Source organism: Stutzerimonas xanthomarina DSM 18231, assembly GCF_900129835.1.
GTDB classification, from domain to species: domain Bacteria; phylum Pseudomonadota; class Gammaproteobacteria; order Pseudomonadales; family Pseudomonadaceae; genus Stutzerimonas; species Stutzerimonas xanthomarina.
Genome location: NZ_FQXA01000003.1, coordinates 487,312 through 509,890 on the forward strand (window position 1 = coordinate 487,312; position 22,579 = coordinate 509,890).

The following is a 22,579-nucleotide window of genomic DNA, read 5'->3' on the forward strand; positions in this document are numbered from 1 at the left end:
ACAAGATGAATCCCCCGGTTTCGTAGACGCCTCGAATCCTCAAAATCGAGTTTTGCCAAACGTCCGCTTCCCGAGCGCTATTGTGTAGCTTAGCGACTGGTTAATCTGACTCCCGGGCGAAGCGATAGAACAGGTTCGGCTCGCTCACCACGTACAAATTGCCGTCAGCGTCGATGGTTACGCCTTCGGCTTGGGGTATCCCACTCTGTAAGCCCGCAAAGCCGCTCGCCAAGGAGCGGAAGCTCACAACCTTGCCCTGATCGGTCATTTCAATCAGCAGCTTCGATTCGTCGCTTAGCAAAATCAAATGGCCGCTCTGTTGATCGAAGACGACAGACGAGAGGTCCGTGGCGAATACCTTATCCTCTACCATGCTGGAAAGGTCACGAATACGGAGCGAGAAGTCATTTTCCAGGCTCGCGCGAAGACCGTGTACTTTCAGTAACTGTCGAGGATCACGCTCCTTGGTCACGAATAAGCGGTCGCCTTTCAGGTCGTAAGCCAGCCCTTCTAGGCCCTTGTTGTCTGCCTTGCCAAGCGACAAAGTCAACGATGGATATTGGTCGCGGTGCAACGCGTGACCGGGCGTGAGTCTATCGTCTGCGTCGACGGGAACATCAACGATAACCAGGCTCTGCCGACGTTCCTCGGCGATTACCAGCTGACTATTGCCGGCGTAGGACACCGCCTCCACATCGTGGAAGCCATCCAGGGTGTAACGTCGTTCAACGTCGCCTTCACGACTGAGAGCAAGAAGTTCGTTAGGGCCGTTTGTGACAGCCCACAGAAGGTTTCGGTCTGGATCGAATGTCAGACCCGAAAGGTTGTTGTCCACACCAGAAACCGGTTTTGCGTCCAGCTCGACCCGATAGGCTGGCAGCCATACTGAGCGCTCCTGCCAATCCTCGGTGTGCCAATAAGTGTTGATCCAGTAGTACAAACGATCATCAAGATGATGGGTACGGATTTGGAATGCAGCGAGCAACACCAGACCCAGCAGCCCCCACGCCCAAGTGCGTATTTTCCTGGTTCGGCCCAACAAATTTTTAGCCATCGAATACATTAAAAACCCCATTGATTGCAGCTGACGCAACAAGCCGAATGATTTCAACGCGACTCATTGCCGGTTGCGCAGGCAATGCACAGCGACGCGGCCGGATCGAATTCTAGCCGGCCCGGCGCAATCATCTCGCCGCATTGGTTACATGAGCCATACTCATCTCCTTGCCAGCTTTTCATGGCGAGCCGAAGACGCGTCCGCTCATGTAGTGCCCGACTGCGGATGGCATCGCTCATTGCTTGCTGTTGGAGCGCACCCACTTTCGACAGCCGGCCCTCGTAGCTCTGGTCCAGCTCTACCGATTGCGAGTGAGACTCTGCGTCAATAGCAGCTCCAGGTCGGCAAGCCGCTGCTCAAGCAAGGTTTGAGATATGCAAGGTTCAGGTCGCTATCGTTGATGGCCTTAGCGCAGCAGCAAGAGCGGGCTGGTGGTGGTCCGGAGCATGCTGGTAGTAGTACTACCGACCAGGAGCTGCCGGATACGCGAATGGCCATAGGCACCCATCACGAGCAGATCGATTCCATGCTCCTTTTGGTAAGCGTGCAGCGTAGGCTCGATCTCACCGCTTCGGGCCTCGGCAAAAACCGCATAGCCGGCATTAACCAAGATGTCCTTTGCCCAACCTAGCTGAGCGGATGATTCGTGGTTTTCCTGCCCCACCATGACCAAATGGATAGGCAGCCCCTTTAGCAGGGGGCTGGACGCCAGCATCTCCACGCCCTTGCGGGTGGTAGCGCTGCCATCGAAGGCCAGCATTGCGCTCTCAGGTTTCTGAAAGTGGACCGGCGCTACCAGGATTGGCCGGTGCATGATGCGGATTACGTTCTCCAGCTGGCTCCCAACGTGCTGGTTGAGACCACTGCTCGATTCGCCCTGGCGACCTATTACGAGCAAGCGCGTTTCGCCTTCTAGCTCTTGAAGGCAATCCAATAGATCGCCGTGGCGTTGTTTGCATTCCGGCGCGTCTACGCCGCTCTTCATCGCTCGGTCTTTCGCCGCAGCCAGCATGATTTTCCCTTGCTCAAGCGCGAGCTTGCCGCGCTGCTCGTCCAGCGAGGCCAGTTCATCTAACAGGTGCTCGCGGCTGCCGAGACCGATGGTGCCGCTCAGATCTGCTGCAACTGGGTACTGCCTCTGATCCAACACGTGCACAAACGTCAGAGGTGTTTCCAGGCTAACGGCAGCCCACGCCGCATAGTCGCAAACGGCCGGGGCTGAGGCAGAACCGTCGATACAGGCGATTACTCTGGTCATGCTTGTCTCCTTCTTAGTGGCCCATTAGCTGGTCGATGGCATCAGGTTTATCGTGAACGCCGAAGCGGTCCACAATCGTGGCGCTTGCTTGATTGAGGCCCAACACCTCGACCTCAGTGCCTTCACGACGAAGCTTGACGACGACCTTGTCCAGCGCAGCGACAGCCGTAATGTCCCAGAAGTGGGCGCGGCTAAGATCGATGGTCACCTTGCTCAGAGCTTCCTTGAAGTCGAAGGCAGCGACGAATTTATCAGCCGAGCTGAAAAAGACTTGGCCGGTAACCTTGTAGGTCCGGTGTTCCCCGGCTTCGTCCAGCGCAGAACCGACCTCCATGTAATGCCCAACTTTATTGGCGAAGAACATCGCGGCCAGGAGCACACCAGCCAGTACGCCATACGCTAGGTTGTGGGTGGCGACCACGACGATCACGGTGGCGACCATGACGATGTTGGTCGACAGGGGGTGCTTCTTCAGATTGCGCAGCGAATCCCAGCTAAAGGTCCCGATGGCCACCATGATCATCACCGCCACCAGCGCGGCCATGGGGATTTGAGACAGCCAGTCACCAAGAAACACCACCATCAGCAGCAGGAACACACCGGCGGCAAGTGAGGACAGGCGGGTCCGGCCCCCCGATTTAACGTTGATGATTGACTGCCCAATCATGGCGCAGCCGGCCATTCCGCCAAGCAGCCCGGAGGCGATGTTGGCGACACCTTGGCCTTTGCACTCGCGGTTCTTGTCGCTACCGGTATCGGTCAAGTCATCGACGATGGTCGCGGTCATCATCGATTCCAACAGACCAACTACAGCCAGAGCGGCTGAGTAAGGGAATATGATCGCCAACGTCTCGAATGTCAGCGGCACTTCCGGCCAGAGGAAGATCGGTAACGTATCGGGCAGGTCGCCCATATCGCCGACCGTACGTATATCGAGCCCCAGATAGATCGCCACAGCGGTCAGCGTCAGGATGCAGACCAGCGGCGAAGGGATGACCTTGCCAATCTTAGGCACGTAGGGGAACAGGTAGATGATGCCTAGGCCCGCTGCCGTCATCGCATAGACGTGCCAGGTCACGTTGGTCAGTTCAGGCAGTTGCGCCATGAAGATCAGGATCGCCAGGGCGTTGACGAAGCCTGTCACGACCGACCGCGAAACGAAGCGCATGAGCGAGCCAAGGCGTAAGTAGCCTGCGCCGATCTGTAGCACGCCGCAGAGTAGCGTCGCTGCTAGCAGATACTGCAGACCATGCTCGCGGACCAAGGTCACCATCAGCAGCGCCATCGCACCGGTGGCGGCCGAGATCATGCCTGGACGACCGCCGACGAAAGCGATCACCACGGCGATACAAAAGGAGGCGTAGAGGCCGACTCTCGGGTCGACCCCAGCGATAATCGAGAAGGCAATCGCTTCTGGGATCAGGGCTAAGGCGACGACGATACCCGCGAGGATGTCGCCGCGGATGTTGGAGAACCAGGTTTGTTTTAACGAGTGGAGCATCGGAATTCCCAAGGCAATAAATCGTTAGCACAACGCAACGCAGCCAGCGGCGAGAGCAGCACGATCAATGTTTTTTGGAGGTTGCGGCAGATCTAGAGAAATCGGCACGCGCAGCAGAGCACGGCCATCGAGTCAGTAGCCGTAAAAGGTAAAGCGGAGGGGGCGAAGCGCTATGGCGGCGTAGGCAGCCATAGGTTGTTTTGCGGAATCATCGTGTAGCTCAAGCCAGTTGTGCTTAAAGCATACAGAGCCATATCAAAATATTCGACCCTTGGAACAACTGTACCCTATGGAGATCGGCTCAAGACGGGGACTAAGCACATCGAAGCCCTCGGCCTAGAGGAACCCGACTACTTATAAAAAAATGCCAAACATGCTGAAACTAACGGCTTTTCAGCCGTGCCAGAGGCTGAAAACGCCGGGCGTTGCGAATATGACAGTCTGCTAGTTACAACGTGAAACTATTTTTCGATGACGACAGTCCGATTTGCTAATCGGATCAGCCGATGGCTGATGCAGGCAAACGCCAAGTGTGATGAGTAAACGGAAATCGCAGTAGCGGGGAGCGTACTGCGTCGGAGCAAGGATATGCTGTTCAACTCGATGGTGTTCATCGCCGGGTTCCTTCCGGTGGTGTTTTTGGGCTTCATTCTTCTCGCGGGCTCCGGCAGACAACGCTTTGCCGCCATATGGCTGACACTGGCGTCGCTGGTGTTCTATGGCTGGTGGAACCCCGCTTATGTGCCGCTGCTGGTGGGCAGCATGGTGGTCAACTACCTGATCGGTGGTTACCTGATGCGACGGCCCTCGAAGGCTGTGCTGATACTTGGCGTTGCCGCCAACGTCGCCCTGCTGGGTTATTACAAATACACGGGCTTTCTCTTCGGCACACTCGACAGCGCCTTCGACCTCGGTTGGTCGGTGGGCGACATCATCCTGCCGCTGGCGATTTCGTTCTTCACCTTTCAGCAGATCGCCTATCTGGTCGACGCGCACGACGGCGAAGTCGCCGAGCACGATTTCGTCAATTACTGCCTGTTCATCAGTTTTTTCCCACAGTTGATCGCCGGTCCCATTACCCACCACGGCGAGATGCTCAAGCAGTTCAATGACAGCAGCACCTTTCGCCCTCGGATCGACAACATCTCGCTGGGGCTCACGGTCTTCGTGCTCGGTCTGTTCAAGAAAGTGATCCTCGCCGACCCGCTAGGGGAAAACGCCTCGCCGATTTTCGCGGTTGCCGCGAGCGGCACCGTGCCTTCGCTGTACGACGCCTGGTATGGCGCGCTCAGCTATACGCTGCAGATCTACTTCGATTTTTCCGGGTACAGCGACATGGCGATCGGCCTGGGCTTACTGTTCGGCCTGCGTCTGCCGGTGAACTTCAACAGCCCGTTCAAGGCGCACAACGTGATCGATTACTGGTCACGCTGGCACATGACGCTGACGCGCTTTCTCACCGCCTATATCTATAACCCCATCGTGATGCGGATCACCCGCAAGCGGATGGCCGCCGGCAAGCCGTTGCCACGGCGAGGGAAGATGAGTGTCGGAACCTTCGTCGTGCTGATCGCCTACCCCACTGTGCTGACCATGTTCATCTCTGGCGTGTGGCACGGCGCCGGCTGGCAGTTCGTGGCATTCGGACTGCTTCACGGCTTCTACCTAGTTGTCGCCCACGGTTTCCGGGCCTACAAGGCGCGCCATGGTCTGCCGCTGGACAGCGACAAGCTCTGGCACCACGCCGGCGCAGTCCTGCTGACCTTCCTCTGTGTAGTCGTGGCGATGGTGTTCTTCCGGGCCAACAGCCTGACGGCGGCGATGGCCATGCTGACGGGGATGGTTGGCTTGAGCGAGATGCACACCGACTTCGACAAGTCCGACTACCTCACCGTCGCCATACTGCTTGCCTTCGTCTGGATCATGCCCAACGTGCAGCAGTGGATGGCAGGCTTTCGTACCGCGCTGGACGCCCAGCCGCGCGAGAACTGGCTGCTGCGCTGGTTCCCAATCGCCGTGTGGACCCCGACGCCGGTCATCGGCCTGGCCATCGGCGTGCTGGGCTTCTTCGCCCTGGCCGTGGCGTTTTCCGTAGCCCCTACCGAATTCCTCTATTTCCAGTTCTGAAACCGTCTACAAGTAAGGAGTGACACGCTAATGGATCAGCTTCTCTGGTTAGCGCAACACCCTGATCTTGGCAGCGCCATCGGCGAGGCCAAACGCGAAGCCGACCCCTTCACTCGTCTGGATCTGGCAGCGAAGCTGGCCGGCTACCGTCGCGATTTCACGCTCACCACCCGGCTGGACCGGCTTGCAAGCGAAGGCTTGCGCGCGCTGGCGAACGGCGAAACGACCAACAACGGGCTGCGACCATTGCGCATCGCCCTGCTGTCATCGCATACCGTCGATCATCTGGTGCCGGCGATTCGTGTCGCGGGCCTGCAGCGTCGCCTGGCGCTCTCGGTGCACGTCGCGCCCTATGGCATGTACCGTCAGGCGCTGCTGATGGACGACGCCGAGCTCGCCAACTTTGCCCCGCAACTGATCGTCCTGGCGCTGGATGCGCGAGACGCGCCCCTGCAGTTGCCGCTCGAAGCCTCGCAGGCAGACGTCGACGCCGCGGTCGCCGAACGGGTCGACGAGTTGCGCCTGCTGTGGCGCCGGGCACGCGAGCGCTATGCCGCCCAGGTCGTCCAGCAAACCATCGTGCCCGCCGACCCTCCGATTTTTGGTTCATTCGAAGCGCTGGTTCCGGCCTCACCCTACGCACTCATCGATCGCCTCAATGCGGCCATCCGTGCTGCAGCCCGAGAAGATGGCGTACTACTGATGGACCTTGCCTGGGAAGCCGCCCGTGGCAGTTATGGCGACGGCCTGGCCGAACCGGTGCGCTGGCATCAGGCCAAGCAATTGGTCAGCCCGAACCTGGCGCCGCTGTATGGCGACCAACTGGCTCGCATCGCCGCCGCCAGCATCGGTCTGTCGCGCAAATGCCTGGTGCTGGACCTGGACAACACCCTGTGGGGTGGCGTGGTCGGTGACGATGGCGTAGACGGCATCCACCTCGGCCAGGGTTCGCCCAGTGGCGAAGCCTTCCTCGCCTTCCAGCGCTACGCAGCACAGCTGGCGCGCCGCGGCATCATCCTCGCGGTGTGCAGCAAGAATGATCTGAGCGTGGCCGAAGCGGCGTTCAATCATCCCGAGATGGCGCTCAAGCGCAGCGACATCGCGGCCTTCGTCGCCAACTGGGAAGACAAGGCTAGTAACCTGCGGCGCATCGCCTCGATGCTCGACATTGGGCTCGACAGCCTGGTGTTCGTCGACGACAACCCCGCCGAGCGCGACATCGTGCATCGCGAGCTGCCGGAAGTCGCGGTGCCGGAACTGCCGGATGACGTGGCCGACTACCCGGCACGCGTCGCCGCCGCCGGGTACTTCGAGGCCGTCTCCTTCACCTCGGACGATGCCACACGCGGGCGCAACTATGCCTTGAACGCTGAGCGCAAAGCCGCGATGAGCCAGGCCACCGACATGGAAGGTTATTTGCGCGGCCTGGAGATGGTGCTGACCGCCACCCCGATCGGCGCCGCCGAGCTGGCCCGCAGCACGCAGCTGATCAACAAGACCAACCAGTTCAACCTCACCACGCGCCGCTATAGCGAGGCGGAAGTCGAGCGCATCGCCAGCGACCCGGCGGCGGTGGCACTGGCGATCCGCCTGGCCGACAAGTTCGGTGATAACGGCCTGATCAGCGTCGTCCTGGCGCGCCCGGATGCAGCTGTCGCTAGCGACGAGCTGCTGATCGACAGCTGGCTGATGAGCTGCCGTGTACTGGGTCGCCAGGTCGAAGACGCGGTGCTCGATGTGCTGACCAACGCCGCCACCGCTGCCGGCTATCGCGCACTGATCGGTGAGTACCGGCCAACCGAACGTAACGGCATGGTCGCGGAGCATTTCCCCCGGCTGGGCTTCGTCCAGCATCCCGCCCCCGCTGACAGCGCCCGCGACGCCACCTTCTGGCGTTATGAACTCACCTCCCCCCGCACGCCCCGCCATTTCATCGAGGTATCGGCATGACCGAAGCAGAAGTACTCAAGCAACTCACCCCGGTTTTCCATGATGTGTTCGGTGACGACAGCATTGTGCTGTCGCTAAAAATGACCGCCAACGACATCGAGGGCTGGGACAGCCAGACCCACGTGATGCTTACGGTCGCCGCCGAACAACGCTTCGGCATCAAGTTTCGGACGGCGGAGCTCGAATCGCTGCGCAACGTCGGCCATTTCGCCGAAGTGATCAGCAAGAAGCTCGAAGCGCATTGATGATCAACAAAGGAAACCTCCCGATGGATGGGGAAAACTCCCTTCATACCAGCACGGCCAGTCGGATAGGGTCCGGCTACTTACTGGCGCTGTTTGGTGGACTGATCTGCTCGCTGGCTGCTTTTGGTCTAACGCTATTAGGCTTGGACCGGTCGGGCAATCTGCCGCCACCGGCCTTTTCCAACAGCTTGTGCGTGGATGAGAAACTCAACTTTCTGCGGGACCACCCGGTTGAATCTCCTGACCTGCTGGTCATTGGTTCTTCCGTGGCTTGGCGACATGTAGACGGCGATGAACTGGTCAGAAACTCGCCCACATCTATCCCAATGAATGGCGCATTCTGTGGCCTTTTCGCCAACCAGTCGGTGTACGTTGGAAACTGGTTGCTCGATCGGGAACCAACCATTCGCCGGGTAGTGATGGTTATCGATCCGCAAGATTTCGCAGGGTGTTGGAAAGTGCCGGATTCAGTATTCAATCGCGATGACGCCGACGCATACGTCTATGACAAAGCGTCTCGCTGGCCATATTACGTACGCTATTTCGCACCCGTTTCACTTGTACGCAACGCCCTAACGGTCAGGGGGCAGCGAAGCGGGGAGAACGAGTGGGACCCATTGGTATTCGATCAATACGGTGGCGGTCCACTGGACACAGATAACAGCAGGCGACTGCTCTACGGCAAGCCGGACGCTCTTGACCACAATTGCTTCGATGCATTGAGCACCATGGCAAATCGTCTACAGCGAGAGGCACGCAAATTTTTCGTGGTCTCGACCCCTCTTCATCCTGAATGGAAATCGCGATACGACCCTGACGGTTCGTTCTTAGCCCAGTTCGATTCGCACGTTAAACGCAGCCTCAAAGGGAGCGAGGCGGCCTATTGGAACGCAGATAGCGAACTGGAGACTCCTGCCAGCGACTTCGTTGACGCCATTCACTTGCGGTGGTCCGCAGCGCAACGCTTTTCAGCAGCGCTGGCTGAACGACTCTACATGTCAGTTCCAGTGCCATCAGTTGAAAATGAGCTCATGGCCGGTCAGGATTAAGCCTTGATCAGTAAGCAGTAATCGAGACGATGCCATACAAATTAAATTCGCGATCAGGTTCGCAGGCAGTCTTGGTATGTGGGGGTACTGGACAGATAGGGCAAAGCATCATCGAGCAAGCCAATACCCGAGGGATACGGGTCATTGCCCCATCAAGTCAGACGCTTGATATCACCGACAGCGCTTCGGTTAGCGACGCGCTAGAACGCTACCAGCCGACGTTGATCATTAATGCCGCGGCCTACACAAACGTTGACGGCGCCGAGACGGATGCTGCGCGCGCCTTCGCCATAAACGCTGACGGCGTGCGACACCTCGCTGTAGCTGCCCATTTTGCAGCGATACCCCTTTTTCATATATCAACGGACTACGTGTTCAGCGGGAAAGGCAACGAGCCCATAACAGAGTCACACCCTACAGGGCCATGTTCGGTATATGGCGCGAGCAAACTGGCGGGCGAACAAGCCATTATCGAATCAGCAGCCAACCATATAGTGCTTCGTACCAGCTGGGTTTACGGCATGCATGGACATAACTTCGTTAAGACAATGCTCCGCCTGGGTCGTGAGCAGCCGAGCGTTTCAATTGTCAACGATCAGGTTGGCTGCCCGACCTACGCTGCCAGCATCGCCAGCGTGCTACTCGAACTCTGCAGCCGCTACGTGGAGAAAGGGGACCTGCCCTGGGGTATCTACCATTACAGCGGTCGATCCGCCTGCTCCTGGTACGAGTTTGCCAGGGAAATATTTAGCCAGGCTGGAGCAATCGGCGTTCTCGAGAAAGCGCCTCATATCCAGGCAGTTTCGACTGATGAGTATCCGACTCCGTCATGTAGACCTGCTTGGTCCGTCCTAGATTGCCAGCGCTTCGAGTCCACGTTTGGAATAACCACGCTAGACTGGCGGGAAGAACTTTATAAGTGTTTGTCACTCATGGCTGCTAGCGGCTGCCGATCGTCAAACGTGCGTCTCCCTATTCGTTTTGCAGACATGCCGTAACATTTTCCGCCTCCTGCGTTTGAACAATGCAGCACTCAAGCTGTCAGGTCTCTGGCGCCAAGCGCGCCGAATGAAACTGACAAGAGGCCTAAAAAATCTAATGAGCTTAATGCTCCTAGCAAGAGCCCTACCTGAGCCAGTCAAAGACCTGATCAAGACGACTCGGAACAACACTGGCCTGGCCCTGGTCCGCCTGTTTTCCTCCAGCGGCTTTCTGTCTTCTGTCTATTACTGCCTGATCAGCCGTGAGTTCGACCGGGAACACCGTGCGGTGCTGCTGGGCCGACTGCATTTCGCTCAGCGGATGCTCGGCAAGGGCGAGAACGATGCCTTCCTGCGGCGCAACGTGCATCGCCTGGAGAAGGGCCTGATCATGCGTCCGCGACGCAGCACCTTTGCCGAGGATTACATCGGCCCGACGGTTCGCTGCTATGCCGATGCGACCCGGGCCGGCGTCGTCAACGGCCAACAGCGCTGGGCCAACGATGTCCTTACTGACTATTTCTCAGCCGTTGGCAGCACGCCGCGCATCGACTCGGCCAAGCGCGCCTTCACCAGCACCGAGAACCCCGACGAAACCAACCGCTGCGTGCCCTATCCCCACAGCCAACTGCCGGACTGCCCGGTTAGCTATGACGAGCTGATGGTGCTGTTCCGCCGTCGCCGCTCGGTTCGCTGGTACCAGGACAAACCGGTCAGCAATGAGCTGATCGAACAGGCGGTAAGCGCCGCGGCTCTGGCGCCGTCGGCCTGCAACCGCCAGCCGTTTCGCTTCTATGTCAGCAACGGCAAGGAAAAGGCCGCCGAGGTCGCCAAGTGCGCGGGCGGCACGGCGGGTTTCCACGACAATTTGCCCTGCGTGATCGCAGTAGTCGGCGACCTGGGCTGCTATCCAGAGGCACGCGACCGCCACGTGGTCTATATCGACGGCTCGCTGGCTGCCATGCAGCTGATGCTGGCACTGGAAAGCCTGGGCTTGTCGAGCTGCTCGATCAACTGGCCTGACGTCGAAGAAAGAGAACGTCAACTGGCGAAAATACTGGGCTTGGCCTACCAGGAGCGTACCGTGATGCTCCTCGCGGTGGGCTATGCCGATCCAACGGGAGGGATTCCTTATTCGGACAAGAAGACCGAGAAAGACTTGATCATATACAACTGAGGTAAGCGATGATTATCGAGATCAGAAAGGCAGGCTTCGTCAATAAAGGCGCTGAGCTGATGTTGCACGCGGCGTTGCAGAAACTGAGGACCCGGTATCCGGACGCTACCTTCGTCATGGCCCCGACCCCGAAAAAAGCCGAGCAGCCGTTCCGCAAGCTGGTCCAGCTGGGGTTCTATCCCAAGGCCTGGCTGTGGCGCTACGGCATTCAGTGGGGCACGCTGGCCAACTTCGCCCCGCGTCCGCTGCGCGAGATGTATGGGGTGGTGCTGGATAAAGAAGTCGACGTGGTCATCGATGCGGCGGGCTTCGCCTACAGCGATCAGTGGGGCGAGGATCCTTGTGCTGAACTGGCACAGTCAACCAAGCGCTGGCACAAGAACGGCACCCGGGTGATCCTGATGCCGCAAGCGCTTGGGCCGTTCAAATCGGAGAAAAACCGGGCGGCAATGAAAACGGTGGTCGATAACGTCGACCTGATTTTCCCGCGCGAGCGCGTGTCCTACGAGCATCTCACCGAGCTGGTGGGTGAGCAGGCGAAGATCAAGCAATCACCGGACTTCACCAACCTCATCACCGGTGTGCTGCCGCAGGGCTTCGATACCGAGCAGAACCGTTTCTGCATCGTCCCCAACTGCCGAATGCTGGACAAGACCGACCAGAAGACGCGCGATGCCTACCTGCCGTTCCTGATCAGCTGCACGCGCTACCTGCTGGAAAAGGGCGCCAAGCCTTTCGTGCTGGTGCACGAGGGCAAGGACGATCAGCGCCTGGCTGACGAACTGTCGGCGGCGGTAGGCGGCATCCCGATCGTCAAGGAAAGCGGCGCGCTGGAAATCAAAGGCATCCTCGGCGCCTGCAGCGGCACCCTGGGCAGCCGTTTCCACGGGCTGGTCAGCGCGCTATCCCAAGGCGTGCCAGCCTTGGCCACGGGCTGGAGCCACAAGTACCAGATGCTGTTCGAAGACTACGGTTTCCCGGAGGGACTGGTGCAGGTCACCACCGATGAGGCTGAAATCAAGCGCAAGATCGACCTGGTGATTGACGATGCCGCTCGGATCCAGGCGTTGATTCAGGCCCGTACCGCTCAGCTCAAGCAACAATCCGAGCAGATGTGGCAACAGGTCTACGCTGTGATCGACCAGTGTGAAAGCCGGCAGTACGCGGTCAGCGCCGCCAGATCGGCCTAAAGCAAATGGCCTGCTCCGTCGAGCGGGCCATGCATGGAACTCGCGCTCCAGGCTCTCCTCAGCGACCCCCTGCCCGAGCAACGTTCATGTTGGTATAACGCTTCAGACGCAAGGCAGGCGCCTCTACCAACCGCCACGACAGCACGGCGAAACACAGCGTGACAGCCATGCTCGACAGGGCAAAAACCGCGAGGTTTATATCTGCACCGAACCAGTGAATGATCAACTGCTGCACTGGGAAGCCGAAGATATACATGCCATAGGAAAAATCGCCATGCTTGCCGAAGTGGGCCACCTTGGGGATCCGGGCATAGGCGAGGTAGATAATCATGTAGGGCAGCGTGAGCATGTGAACGACGAACCAAGCAGAACTTCCCAGAGCTAGCACCGAGGCCGCCAGCAGCAACACGGCGATGCGCCCGTCCCAGCGTACCTGGTCCTGGAAGAGATAAAGCGCAGCCCCGCCGTAAAAGAACATTCCCAGGCGGAACAGCTTCAGGATGGTCACGCTTTCGACGCCAAGCGCCGGCAAAACCAAGAAGTGCCCCATCATCAAGACGCCCAGCCCCAAGATCACCATCTGGCGCTTGAGCAGTTTCAACGCACCCAGCAGCAGCACGCTGCAGTACATCGCGCCTTCCAGCGGAAGCGTCCAAAATGATCCGTTGACCACTTCCGGGAACGGGTTGTTGGCAAAGACGCCCGGCAGCTCATAGCGGGTCATCAGAAAGGTATTGGTCAGGAAAGCGGCCGTTTTGCTGTCGCTGAAATACTCACTCAGCGGAAGCGGTGTGGTTAGCGGGCCGATCACCAGCATGGCGAAAACCACGGCAAAGGCCAGTCCCGGGAAAATTCGCAGAGCGCGCTTTAAAACGAAGCTGATATTGCCGCTACCGTGCAGGTAAGACGCGGTAATCAAGAAGCCACTGATGACAAAAAATGCGTCAACTGCCAGATCCGCCATGTCAGTACCGCCCGTCAATGGGCGAAGCGGTTCTTCAGGAAGTCGTCCGCTCAGCCAAAAGCAATGGCCCAGCAGAACCAGCGTCGCGGCGACGAAACGCAGAAAATCGAAGTTGTTGTCCCGAACGCCCAAGGAGAGCTTTTGCATTGTTCCCTCGCTATTTAAGTTTCTTCCATGCCGGTGCGTTGAAAAACGTCCCGCACCCTCGTCTAGCGTTGTTAGAGAACATTTAGCCGCATCAGTTCAAGACAATCGCCCAGTAACAACTGACTGCAAGATTCAGCCGTCCGCCTAGTGCGCTGTTGCCCGAAAGCAGCCATGTAGGTGATGTGCCACGTAGCTAAGAGCGACGCTCTATAGTGCTAACGACAGGACTCGGACATCAAAAAGGACCCTGTATGGCCTCCGTGCAGGCTGGCTTCGCACATCGAGACGCGCAAGCCAGGAAGTTCTAGCTAAGCGTCACGAGCTGGCGCGGGCGTCCCGACAACAGAGCCTGCCATTTATGTGAGCAGCTTCCGGATGTGGTTGATCCTTGCCATACGTAGGTGCTGACCATGCCTTAAAATGGAAACGTAACCCTGGCGTAACCCCGACCCACAAATGAAAAAGGCCCGCATCGCTGCGAGCCTTGATTTCATTGGTGCCGGTGAGAGGAGTCGAACCCCCGACCTTCGCATTACGAATGCGCTGCTCTACCTACTGAGCTACACCGGCGCCGGGGCGCATTATCGAGTTTCGCCGGTGCGGACTCAAGCCGCACCGGCGAACAAGCGCTGTCATGAACCTAAGTCAACTCGGCGTGGCGCTGTGTTACATACCCGCGGAGGTGGTACCGGTAGTGCCTGTCGAGCTGGGGTTCGAGCCGTTGTTGCTGCTGACGTCCTGCTTGACTCGGTTGGCCATTTCCTCCCCTTTGGCAGAGGCCTTCTGGTAACCCTCTTCCGCCTTATGTCGAAGCTGGTCGGTCATGCGATCACTGGCCTCACCCAGCATCTCGTCCTCGCGACGGGATGGAGGGACCGAAGCAGCAATCAACGCGCCGAGCGCAATGCCAATCGCACCAAGGGCCAAGGGCTGCTCCTGCAACAGCTGATTGAACCCGCCGCGAGCCCGGTCTGCACCACCGCGAAGCCGGGCGGATGCCTGACGACCCGAGTCGCTTGCTCGCGAGCGTGCGCTGCCCAACGACTCGGAAACGCTCTGCCCCATATGGCTGGCCTTTTCCTTCATGCTGGCGCCTTGCTGCTTGATGCCAGCCGTTTTCGCGGACAGCTTGTCACCCATGGATGGGCCATTTGAGCCGGTGTTGTAACCCGTCGTGGTGACATTGGCATGGGGCTGACGATTCTGCCCGGCCATTAGCCAGATCAGCCCAATCGAGGTGAGTACGGTAGGAACCGGATTGGCTTTTACCGTATTGCTCAAATTGCTGAAAAATTCGCCACTGCCGCCTTTGACGTAGCCCAGCGCGGTATCAATCAATTCACCGGGAGACAGCTTGTTTTCAAGCGCGTGAACAATGTTGCCGATATCGGTACGCGTCTGATCAATCTCGCGCTCGAGCTCGTCCGGATCCTTCTGCGCTTCGGCATCAATCTGATTACGTGTGCTCATGATGTGTGCCCCTTCACAGCTTCTTTATCCTTGTTGACCGAATGAATAGTGCGCTCCGGCTTGAACGAAGAAGCCTGAAACTTCTTCTTGCCGGACGACACCATGATCAACCCGATAACCACTACGACAGCGCCAACAATCAGCGCGGCGAGCCAGGGCTCGACGACGATGCTCAGCCCGTAAACAGCCGACATCAGCAGGACGATGAACCCGCCGAGAAGCACTGCACCACCGGTCGCGACGCTGGCAGCACCCGCTTTGGTCGCGCGGATCGACTCGCTAATCTCAGCCTTCGCCAGCGCCAGCTCCTTGGTGATCAAGGACGGGACTTCATGGGTCAGCTGTCGAAGCAGTCCACCTACGGATGTGTCGTTTTCGACGCGATGCCCAGGCTCCAAGGTTGCGTTGGAAGTCGTGGTCGTGGTCGTTGTCTTACGTGCTTCGCTCATGGGAAAAGTCCTCCGTCGGTACCCTTGCCGTCGCGGCTGGTAGTCGAGCCGGTGCTGCTGGAGCCAGCATTTGACCCTAGGCCCAGCCCATTGCTGGTGTTGGCTCCCGTGCTGGAGCCCACGGAACCAGCGCCGAGACCTGTGCCTACCCCGGTAGCCGAACCTGTTCCTACACCAGTAGAGGTTCCGGAGGTGGGCCGGGAAGCGCTGGTTGCCGACGAAACACCTGCGTTGCTAACACTACCGACAGAGCCCGGCTCGCCGGTGCTGAGGCGGTCGTTCAGCTCACGCTGATCGGAACCATGATGGTTGCTGGAGCCGGTGACGGAACTGGAGCTGTCTTGATAGTTGTAATCGTCGTGAGAGGCGCGCTTGCTGGAAGCTCGTGCAAAACGAGTTAGCCCAAAGCCCAGCGCAATACTGCCGGTAATAAACAGCGCAGGATTGTTTTGTGCCATGCGATTTACATCCTGCAGCAGCTCATCGACATTCTTACCGCGCAGACTGTCGGAGAACTGCACCATGCTTTGAGCCATGTCAGAGACATAATTGGACAACCCAAGGCGGTCCTGCCCCTCAAGCTCTTGAGCGGCGGCTTTAGCGCTTTGGGCGACTTTCTCAATTTCATCAGCTGCGGTTGCCCGATAGCCTTCCAACTGAGATTTGCCCTGAGTCTTCACCTGCTCGGCTGCTTGGCGAGCTTTCACCTTAGCGTCTTCAGCTGCATGACCAGCCGTGCCGGAGCTTGTGTGAGTATTCTGAGATGTACCGGAAGTATGACTTCCACTCGTTCCCATTCCCGAATTTACCGAGCTGGAGCCGGTGGAGCCGGTTGTGGAATCGGGGCCGGTCTTGGGTAGGCCACCGTAACCAGTAATTTCGTCATCGGGTGTAGTCATTTGATTCACCTTTTATATGGCTTGGCCGGAAGACCACGGTCCGTAGGGACACAGCAGGAGCGGTGAGCCGCGAACTGTGCATTTTCGGTGCGCACATATATGGTGACCGGGGGTAAATTTTTGAGTTCCATATTTTCAGGACCTCGGAAGTAACCTCTTAAAGCTAGTTGAAACTCAAACTGGAAATGAATATACCGGATACCCTGCGATAGCACTTCGCTCACTATTTCGCGCTATACCGCGTCGATTCTGGGTTAAAGCGAAGCGGCAAAAAACAAGCGAAGCGGGCATATCAACTAGCGAAGTATCTATTGCGGATTGGAAAAATCGTCTCTAACTATATCCAGAGCGGAACCGCAGCCGACGAACTGCATCGCTGACCTGGCTCAGCACAAATCACCGGACAATAAAAAACGGGCCCGAAGGCCCGTTCTCTATATCGTCGTCGTTGTTACAGCGGACCGATGGTGGAGCAGGTTCTCTTCGCAGCGGCATGCTTTTGCAGCGGAGCCAGCTGAGGACGATGCTTACCGCTCGTTACGTCCAGCGCCATGATGTTCTCACCCCAACGAGGGCCGGCAGCCCAATAGGTGCTTGGGATGCAATTTGCGTTCAGGTAAGCCAACAGGTTGTCGGTAGCTACCACGGAAGAAGGAGAGAAGTCGGGGATACCGTGCTCACCAAGGAATCCGCGCAGCTTGTTCGCCTTCAACCACTCGACCCAAGGCTTGACCCGCTCAACACCCAGCATGGGAGCGAAGGTTTCAGCGCGATCACGGTAGGTGCCCGAGTAATCCTTATCAAGGTACTGGTGTGCTTCATAGACCAGGTTGTTCTTCGGATCCCGCATCCACGGATCGTTGATCAGCGAAGTGTTGTACTTCTGCCAGTGGAAGGCGCTGGAGTAACGGTCACCTGCGATCATGATCCACTTGGACGAATCGACCTTGCGAATAGCCTGACCTGCGGCCTGGGCTGTCTGCGGCCAGAGGTTGTTGCCAGTGTTGTAGGGCTCGTTCATCAGACCGTAGCCATACAGCGCCGGATGCTTGGACACCGCCACCGCAATCTTGCGCCAGGTTTCGGCGAACTGAGCGCGCGGGACTTCCGGCGAGTTGATCACCTTGCCGTAGTAACGGTAGTAATTGTGCATATCAAGGATGACGTTGATGCCGTACTTCTGTGCGTAATCCAGCGACTGTTTGATGCGGCCGAGTTCGGCTGCGTTCAGCTCAGTGCCGAGCTTGGGCTGGATACGTTCCCAGAGGAAGCCCAGACGGATCAGCTTGAAGCCAAGCCCGGCGTGGCGCTTGTAATAGGACTCATCGGCATAGGTGTAGCCCTTGTTGTAGATACCGGGAACGGTGCCCGGATCGAATACACCCGAACCGAAGTTCACACCAACCAGGTTGATACCGCTGCCATCGCTGACGACCGGAGCAGGAGCAGGAGCAGGCGTCGGTGTTGGCGCTGGGGTAGGCGCAGGTGTAACGGCCGCCGGAGGTGTGGTGGTACCCGTACCGGTGGACGCCACGCTGATGGTCTTTGGATAACCGACAGCGCTGGCTGACAGCACAGTGCCTTTGAGCATGACAGACAGATGAGCGCCTACGTCATAGACCGCAGCAACCGTACGCACCTGGCCATCGGCCAGCTTGACTGATGCACCCACCACGAACGCGGCCTTGTTGGCGCCGGTATCCGGGATCGAGAAGCCAGCGGCCTTGCGATAGATGCCATTTTCCCAATCGGCGTTGGTGAAGCTGTTCAGCCCGGCGGAATAAGCGGTGCTAGGGGCCGGAGCCGGAGCCGGAGAGCTCGGAGCAGTCGTGCTCGGAGTGGTCGTAACCGGAGCCGTAGTGCTGGCGACTACCGTGCTGACGGTGCGTGGCGCACCGACCTTGCCACCGTCTAGCAGGCCACCATCGACGTAGACACTGATGTTCTTGCCGACCACATAGACCTTGCTGATCTTGCGAACCTGACCGTCCGCAAACTTGACCTGAACGCCAGGCTTGAAGGCTGCAATCGCGGCAGAGGTTGCCGGAACAGAAAAGCCCGCTGTACGGCGCCAAACGCCGTTTAGGAAATCGGTACTGGTGAACTTGTTGATCGAAGACGTGAAAGCGGTCGAGGAAGACGTACTTGCTGTGACGGCAGCAGCCACTTCGCCTGTAAAGGTAACAGTACTGAATACTGCAGCGAGCGCGATAGAACGAACGAGTGCCTTAGGGGCGCCCATAAATACATTGGTAGACATTCAGTCTCTCCGAAACTTAATACTTCAAAAGGCCGAGGCCTTTAAACAAGTGGCGGGAGTTGTAATTAAGTCGTACAGGCGCTTGGGGCAGATGCATCACTCGCGCAACCGGACGAACCGCGTTGCAACGACAGCCGGATCACCAGTTAGTGAAACCCGGCAATCCGTTGCGTGGCGCCTTTATAATAGGTTTCCAAAACGATTCAAAATTTATTTGACGGGTTTAGATCGCCAACTCTACGTCACAATTTTGACCGGCCATTAATCCGCTATTAACTTGTGGCTCGGTGCCATCATGACAAATAGGGGTTAATCCGCTTTAGCCCGCTTCGTTTGTCTTCCATACAGCGTCATTTTTTTGAATCTACCTATTCAATCCACTCAGGTCTGCTATGACGCAAGCCGACGGACGGCAGGCGTAAGGAAGCGTTTTTTCCGGTCGCTGATAGAGGAGGAAGCAGCGCTTCCCTTCGAAAGCGCGCTGCTTTTTTACCGGCTCATGAGAAGGAGGATGCGATTTATGACCCAAGAACGATTCAAGGTCGGTGACCACGTACGTTGGAATTCGGAAGCCGGGCATGTAACGGGGCGAATCATCAAGGTGCACACTCGTGATACCGACTATAAGGGCCACACGCGACATGCCAGCCCTGACGAGCCCCAATACGAGATCGAAAGCGACAAGACCGATCACGTCGCAATGCACAAGGGCAGCGCGCTGAGCCGGGCCAAATGAGTTCAGCCCAGCCGCAAAGAATCTGGACCATTGGTCATTCCACACGAACGCCCGAGGCCTTTGTCGCCGTACTGGAGCACTACGGCATCCGGGCCATCGCCGATGTTCGTCGCTTCCCAGGTTCGCGGCGGTTACCGCAGTTCATGTCGGCCACCTTGCAAGCCACGCTTGCCGAGAATCGTATCGCCTATGAGTGGATCGAAGCACTGGGGGGCCGCCGTCGGGCCTCGCCTGGTCCTAGCGCGAGTGCTTGGCGCAATAGCTCCTTTCGCGGCTATGCCGAACACCTGCACACCGACGAATTTGCAAGCGGACTGGAGCAGCTTCTGCACTTGGCGGCCGAGCAACCCACCGCGATGATGTGTGCAGAAGTGCTCTGGTGGCGATGCCACCGGTCAATGGTGTCCGACGTGTTGAAGCTGCGCGGAATCGAAGTGCTGCATATTCAGGACGAGCAACACCTAACACTGCACCCCTACACCTCGCCGGCAAGACTCAAGCATGGCAAGTTGGTGTATGACGAAGGCGTCGGGCAGCCGCTAAAAACATCCGGTCCAGGCATCGACTGAGCGTGTAGACCACATCGAGCCAGCGTGGCTGGCCAGCTCATGCACGGCGGTGCCTCAGTAGCCTTAGGTCAAAACGGCCACTGAACCCGGCGGTGCGAGTCAATGCTTGCCGGTTACAAAGCAGCCCTCGCGCACCAGAACTTTTCCTTTCGAGCGACTTCTTATGGCCGGATGCACTCCAAGCGTCATGCCGAACGGTCAACTCGGCCCATGACGCGCAGTACGAAACTGCACAAGCTGCGCGTTGCTCGCTCACGGGGAAAGGAGTTCAGGTGGATAGTCTCCGTACGGGCAAACTGCTCGCAATCCGGCAACGGCTGGCGGGCGACGCTTCCGCAAAAGTGTTCAAGGGGATGGCGACTCTTGCCGTCGGCAACGGTTTGGCCAGAATAGTTGGCCTCGCCTCCATCCCGCTCCTCACTCGAATCTATAGCCCGGAGCATTTCGGTCTCCTGTCGGTCTTTACCGCTTTGCTGCTGATCTTCACCCCTCTGATGACGCTGCGCTACGAACTCGCGGTTCCGCTGCCTAGCAAGAACGGCACTGCCATGACGCTGATGGCACTGGCTGCAGCCTTCGTTGCCGCAACAACGGTGCTGGTGAGTGCTGTTCTGTGGCTTGCTGGCCCCATCTTGTTGACCAAAATTTCGATGGAGGTGCTGATTCCGTATCGCTGGATGCTGGTAGTGGCACTGGCGAGCGCTGGCTTCTACGAAGTCTTGTTGATCTGGGCGATCCGCCGGCGCGCCTACGCGGCTATCGCTCGCACTCAACTACAGCAGAGCGCTGTGGGTTCGATTGCCAAGGTGGTGTTGGGATTGCTGGGAATGAGGCCCCTCGGGCTCCTGGCTGGCCAGGTGTTGGGGGCTGGCGCGGGGACGTTCAAGCTGGTGCGGTTGTTCAGCGCGGATGTGAAGCGCTATTGGGGGCAGGTCACCTTGCTGCGGGCGTGGTGGCTGTTCCGGTATTACCGGAGTTTTCCAATCTACCGGCTGCCGTCACAGCTCTTACAGATCTTTTCCAGCCAGGCGCCCCTGCTACTGACTGCAGCCCTCTATGACTCGGCAACGACCGGACAACTGGGGCTGGCGATGATGGCTCTGGCTTTGCCTATGAATTTACTCGGCCACTCGACCAGCAAGGCGTACTACGCCGAGATCGCCACGATAGGACGTAAGCGCCCTGCAGAAATCCGCACGCTGACCTATTCGGTGATCAAAAGGTTGCTGTTACTCGCACTTGCACCGATGCTGCTGTTATTGCTGTTCGGCGAACGATTATTTGCGGTGGCGTTCGGCGCAGAATGGGCCGTGGCAGGCGAAATGGCGTCGTCACTGGCGATTTATCTGTTATTCCAGTTCATGCATGCGCCTGCTTCGCACCTGCTATCAGTCTTCCAAGGGCAGCGACTGTTGCTGCTACTGAACGTACAACGGGCTTTGCTCACGGTCGCTTGCTTTGCCAGCGGACCCCTGCTGGGGCTGCCGGTCACTTCGGTTGTGCTGATCTACGCGATCACGCTTTCGGCGCATTACCTGTTCAGCCTACTGATGTCGTTACGCGTGATTCCGCGATAACGTCATCACCTCGTTCTGCCGCGACCCTCCATGGCCATGCGGCGGGGCTCTGTCCTCAGGGCTCGCGCTTGAGCGCGTTCCAACCACCTACACGGCGCGAATTGGAAAGCGCATTCCGAGACAGATAAAAGAAGAAAACCGGGATGCCGATGGCGTAGCGCTTGAACAACCGGCGTGGCTCGATGAGCATGCGGAACGCCCACTCCAGTCCCAGGCGGCGAAAGACTACCGGCGCTCGCGGAAAACGCTGCGCAGAGAAATCCAGAATGGCGCCGCCGCAAATCAGCAGCGCGCGGGTGTCCATGGCCTTTTGCAAATGCAACGCAACGCGCTCCTGCTTGGGCATCCCCATCGCCAGCACGATGATTGGAAAGCGACCTGGCACGTGATGCTGCTGGTAGAACGCCTGGTACTCCTCAGGCGACTTGAAACCATCAATGGCGTGGAAATGCCTGTTTCCGAACAGGTTGCGCGCACCTTCGCTTAACCAAGGCTCACGTGTGCCCATGGCAAACAGCTCATAACGATCATGAGATTCACCCACCAGATCTTCGATCAGCTCAGGGATGAAGTCAGACCCGTTGAGATTTGCCTTGGGATCGCGGCCATTGAATGAGCAGGCCATCTTGATCCCAATTCCGTCGCGCAGCAGGTAGTTGACCTGCAGAAAGCTATCCAGCACAGCAGGCTGACGTTGCGCGATGTTGTAGCCGTGCTGATTGAGAAAGCCAAGAATCGTGGGCGACTCGCGCTTTTTCAGTTCAGAGATGAAAGGCCTGGTATCCGACTCATCCAGTAGTTTTAGCTTCCCTATCAAAGGATCCATCCTTTTGGTGAGGGGATTTTTCATAAATAAGTTCTCTGTTTGTAACCCGTGAAAGTTGTTGGCACTAGACAGCAACCTTGGCCGTCGGGCGCCGCCAAGCGGAAAGATTCGCCTGACAAAAATGAACAATGCTTGCCGACACCGGACA

General features: G+C 58.1%; 20 protein-coding genes and 1 tRNA gene. 10 read left to right on the forward strand and 11 right to left on the reverse strand.

The genetic code is table 11. From position 1 onward, the window contains the following. Window positions 1-100 precede the first annotated feature (100 nt). The 4 genes from BUE09_RS10290 to BUE09_RS10305 all read right to left on the reverse strand — a co-directional run bounded on the left by BUE09_RS10290 (window position 101) and on the right by BUE09_RS10305 (window position 3,816). The gene (locus BUE09_RS10290; protein WP_073301034.1) at window positions 101-1,063 is read right to left on the reverse strand and encodes an SdiA-regulated domain-containing protein; all 963 of its coding nucleotides are present in this window, start codon (window positions 1,061-1,063) and stop codon (window positions 101-103) included. Window positions 1,064-1,107: 44 nt separating this feature from the next. Further along, window positions 1,108-1,296: a TraR/DksA family transcriptional regulator gene (locus tag BUE09_RS20825; protein ID WP_341864712.1), complete on the reverse strand. Its 189-nt coding sequence runs from the start codon at window positions 1,294-1,296 to the stop codon at window positions 1,108-1,110. A 167-nt stretch (window positions 1,297-1,463) separates the two neighbouring features. Then, on the reverse strand, window positions 1,464-2,315 hold the full coding sequence (locus BUE09_RS10300) for a universal stress protein (protein WP_073300895.1): 852 nt from the start codon (window positions 2,313-2,315) through the stop codon (window positions 1,464-1,466). Window positions 2,316-2,328: 13 nt separating this feature from the next. Further along, window positions 2,329-3,816: a SulP family inorganic anion transporter gene (locus BUE09_RS10305; RefSeq protein ID WP_073300896.1), complete on the reverse strand. Its 1,488-nt coding sequence runs from the start codon at window positions 3,814-3,816 to the stop codon at window positions 2,329-2,331. 588 nt (window positions 3,817-4,404) lie between these two features. On the opposite strand from BUE09_RS10305, the gene BUE09_RS10310 reads away from it, so the two are divergent. The 7 genes from BUE09_RS10310 (at window position 4,405) to BUE09_RS10340 (ending at window position 12,534) form a co-directional block, all read left to right on the forward strand. Continuing rightward, the gene (locus tag BUE09_RS10310) at window positions 4,405-5,943 is read left to right on the forward strand and encodes an MBOAT family O-acyltransferase (protein WP_073300897.1); all 1,539 of its coding nucleotides are present in this window, start codon (window positions 4,405-4,407) and stop codon (window positions 5,941-5,943) included. A 30-nt stretch (window positions 5,944-5,973) separates the two neighbouring features. Further along, a complete protein-coding gene (locus BUE09_RS10315) occupies window positions 5,974-7,893 on the forward strand; it encodes an HAD-IIIC family phosphatase (protein WP_073300898.1) in 1,920 nt (639 codons plus the stop codon). Then, window positions 7,890-8,138: an acyl carrier protein gene (locus tag BUE09_RS10320; protein ID WP_073300899.1), complete on the forward strand. Its 249-nt coding sequence runs from the start codon at window positions 7,890-7,892 to the stop codon at window positions 8,136-8,138. The genes BUE09_RS10315 and BUE09_RS10320 overlap by 4 nt, the downstream gene beginning before the upstream one ends. After that, window positions 8,138-9,187 (forward strand): hypothetical protein, encoded by a 1,050-nt coding sequence (locus tag BUE09_RS10325; protein ID WP_073300900.1) that lies wholly within the window; start codon window positions 8,138-8,140, stop codon window positions 9,185-9,187. The genes BUE09_RS10320 and BUE09_RS10325 overlap by 1 nt, the downstream gene beginning before the upstream one ends. A gap of 29 nt (window positions 9,188-9,216) precedes the next feature. Further along, entirely contained in the window at window positions 9,217-10,185 is a 969-nt protein-coding gene (gene rfbD, locus BUE09_RS10330; protein ID WP_073300901.1) for a dTDP-4-dehydrorhamnose reductase, read from the forward strand. Window positions 10,186-10,294: 109 nt separating this feature from the next. Beyond that, entirely contained in the window at window positions 10,295-11,344 is a 1,050-nt protein-coding gene (locus BUE09_RS10335) for a nitroreductase family protein (protein ID WP_231975571.1), read from the forward strand. Window positions 11,345-11,352: 8 nt separating this feature from the next. After that, window positions 11,353-12,534, forward strand: a complete 1,182-nt coding sequence (locus BUE09_RS10340; protein ID WP_073300903.1) for a polysaccharide pyruvyl transferase family protein — start codon at window positions 11,353-11,355, stop codon at window positions 12,532-12,534. Window positions 12,535-12,592: 58 nt separating this feature from the next. Here the strand turns inward: BUE09_RS10340 and BUE09_RS10345 are convergent, their stop codons facing one another. The 6 genes from BUE09_RS10345 to BUE09_RS10370 form a co-directional block, all read right to left on the reverse strand. After that, on the reverse strand, window positions 12,593-13,645 hold the full coding sequence (locus BUE09_RS10345; protein WP_073300904.1) for an acyltransferase family protein: 1,053 nt from the start codon (window positions 13,643-13,645) through the stop codon (window positions 12,593-12,595). Window positions 13,646-14,139: 494 nt separating this feature from the next. Next, window positions 14,140-14,215: transfer RNA gene (locus BUE09_RS10350), tRNA-Thr, on the reverse strand. Window positions 14,216-14,311: 96 nt separating this feature from the next. Further along, entirely contained in the window at window positions 14,312-15,115 is an 804-nt protein-coding gene (locus tag BUE09_RS10355; RefSeq protein WP_073300905.1) for a DUF3618 domain-containing protein, read from the reverse strand. Continuing rightward, on the reverse strand, window positions 15,112-15,564 hold the full coding sequence (locus tag BUE09_RS10360; protein WP_073300906.1) for a phage holin family protein: 453 nt from the start codon (window positions 15,562-15,564) through the stop codon (window positions 15,112-15,114). Before BUE09_RS10360 ends, BUE09_RS10355 begins: the two co-directional genes overlap by 4 nt. Next, on the reverse strand, window positions 15,561-16,463 hold the full coding sequence (locus BUE09_RS10365) for a hypothetical protein (RefSeq protein ID WP_073300907.1): 903 nt from the start codon (window positions 16,461-16,463) through the stop codon (window positions 15,561-15,563). The genes BUE09_RS10360 and BUE09_RS10365 overlap by 4 nt, the downstream gene beginning before the upstream one ends. Before the next feature lie 451 nt (window positions 16,464-16,914). Beyond that, window positions 16,915-18,723, reverse strand: a complete 1,809-nt coding sequence (locus BUE09_RS10370; RefSeq protein ID WP_073300908.1) for a glycoside hydrolase family 5 protein — start codon at window positions 18,721-18,723, stop codon at window positions 16,915-16,917. 511 nt (window positions 18,724-19,234) lie between these two features. Between BUE09_RS10370 and BUE09_RS10375 the strand changes: the two genes are divergently transcribed. The 3 genes from BUE09_RS10375 (at window position 19,235) to BUE09_RS10385 (ending at window position 21,605) form a co-directional block, all read left to right on the forward strand. Further along, window positions 19,235-19,459, forward strand: coding sequence for a hypervirulence associated TUDOR domain-containing protein (locus BUE09_RS10375; protein WP_019342334.1), 225 nt, complete (start codon window positions 19,235-19,237; stop codon window positions 19,457-19,459). After that, the gene (locus tag BUE09_RS10380) at window positions 19,456-20,028 is read left to right on the forward strand and encodes a DUF488 domain-containing protein (RefSeq protein WP_073300909.1); all 573 of its coding nucleotides are present in this window, start codon (window positions 19,456-19,458) and stop codon (window positions 20,026-20,028) included. Before BUE09_RS10375 ends, BUE09_RS10380 begins: the two co-directional genes overlap by 4 nt. A 272-nt stretch (window positions 20,029-20,300) precedes the next feature. Beyond that, a complete protein-coding gene (locus tag BUE09_RS10385) occupies window positions 20,301-21,605 on the forward strand; it encodes a lipopolysaccharide biosynthesis protein (protein WP_073300910.1) in 1,305 nt (434 codons plus the stop codon). A gap of 55 nt (window positions 21,606-21,660) precedes the next feature. Here BUE09_RS10385 and BUE09_RS10390 read toward each other — a convergent pair whose 3' ends face one another. Continuing rightward, window positions 21,661-22,560, reverse strand: a complete 900-nt coding sequence (locus tag BUE09_RS10390) for a WecB/TagA/CpsF family glycosyltransferase (protein ID WP_231975570.1) — start codon at window positions 22,558-22,560, stop codon at window positions 21,661-21,663. Window positions 22,561-22,579: the final 19 nt, after the last annotated feature.

Coding starts and splice junctions, on each gene's coding strand:
- BUE09_RS10290 (WP_073301034.1), bottom strand. CDS start 1,063: ATGTATTCGATGGCTAAAAATTTGTTGGGCCGAACCAGGAAAATACGC.
- BUE09_RS20825 (WP_341864712.1), bottom strand. CDS start 1,296: ATGAGCGATGCCATCCGCAGTCGGGCACTACATGAGCGGACGCGTCTT.
- BUE09_RS10300 (WP_073300895.1), bottom strand. CDS start 2,315: ATGACCAGAGTAATCGCCTGTATCGACGGTTCTGCCTCAGCCCCGGCC.
- BUE09_RS10305 (WP_073300896.1), bottom strand. CDS start 3,816: ATGCTCCACTCGTTAAAACAAACCTGGTTCTCCAACATCCGCGGCGAC.
- BUE09_RS10310 (WP_073300897.1), top strand. CDS start 4,405: ATGCTGTTCAACTCGATGGTGTTCATCGCCGGGTTCCTTCCGGTGGTG.
- BUE09_RS10315 (WP_073300898.1), top strand. CDS start 5,974: ATGGATCAGCTTCTCTGGTTAGCGCAACACCCTGATCTTGGCAGCGCC.
- BUE09_RS10320 (WP_073300899.1), top strand. CDS start 7,890: ATGACCGAAGCAGAAGTACTCAAGCAACTCACCCCGGTTTTCCATGAT.
- BUE09_RS10325 (WP_073300900.1), top strand. CDS start 8,138: ATGATCAACAAAGGAAACCTCCCGATGGATGGGGAAAACTCCCTTCAT.
- rfbD (WP_073300901.1), top strand. CDS start 9,217: ATGCCATACAAATTAAATTCGCGATCAGGTTCGCAGGCAGTCTTGGTA.
- BUE09_RS10335 (WP_231975571.1), top strand. CDS start 10,295: ATGCTCCTAGCAAGAGCCCTACCTGAGCCAGTCAAAGACCTGATCAAG.
- BUE09_RS10340 (WP_073300903.1), top strand. CDS start 11,353: ATGATTATCGAGATCAGAAAGGCAGGCTTCGTCAATAAAGGCGCTGAG.
- BUE09_RS10345 (WP_073300904.1), bottom strand. CDS start 13,645: ATGCAAAAGCTCTCCTTGGGCGTTCGGGACAACAACTTCGATTTTCTG.
- BUE09_RS10355 (WP_073300905.1), bottom strand. CDS start 15,115: ATGAGCACACGTAATCAGATTGATGCCGAAGCGCAGAAGGATCCGGAC.
- BUE09_RS10360 (WP_073300906.1), bottom strand. CDS start 15,564: ATGAGCGAAGCACGTAAGACAACGACCACGACCACGACTTCCAACGCA.
- BUE09_RS10365 (WP_073300907.1), bottom strand. CDS start 16,463: ATGACTACACCCGATGACGAAATTACTGGTTACGGTGGCCTACCCAAG.
- BUE09_RS10370 (WP_073300908.1), bottom strand. CDS start 18,723: ATGTCTACCAATGTATTTATGGGCGCCCCTAAGGCACTCGTTCGTTCT.
- BUE09_RS10375 (WP_019342334.1), top strand. CDS start 19,235: ATGCGATTTATGACCCAAGAACGATTCAAGGTCGGTGACCACGTACGT.
- BUE09_RS10380 (WP_073300909.1), top strand. CDS start 19,456: ATGAGTTCAGCCCAGCCGCAAAGAATCTGGACCATTGGTCATTCCACA.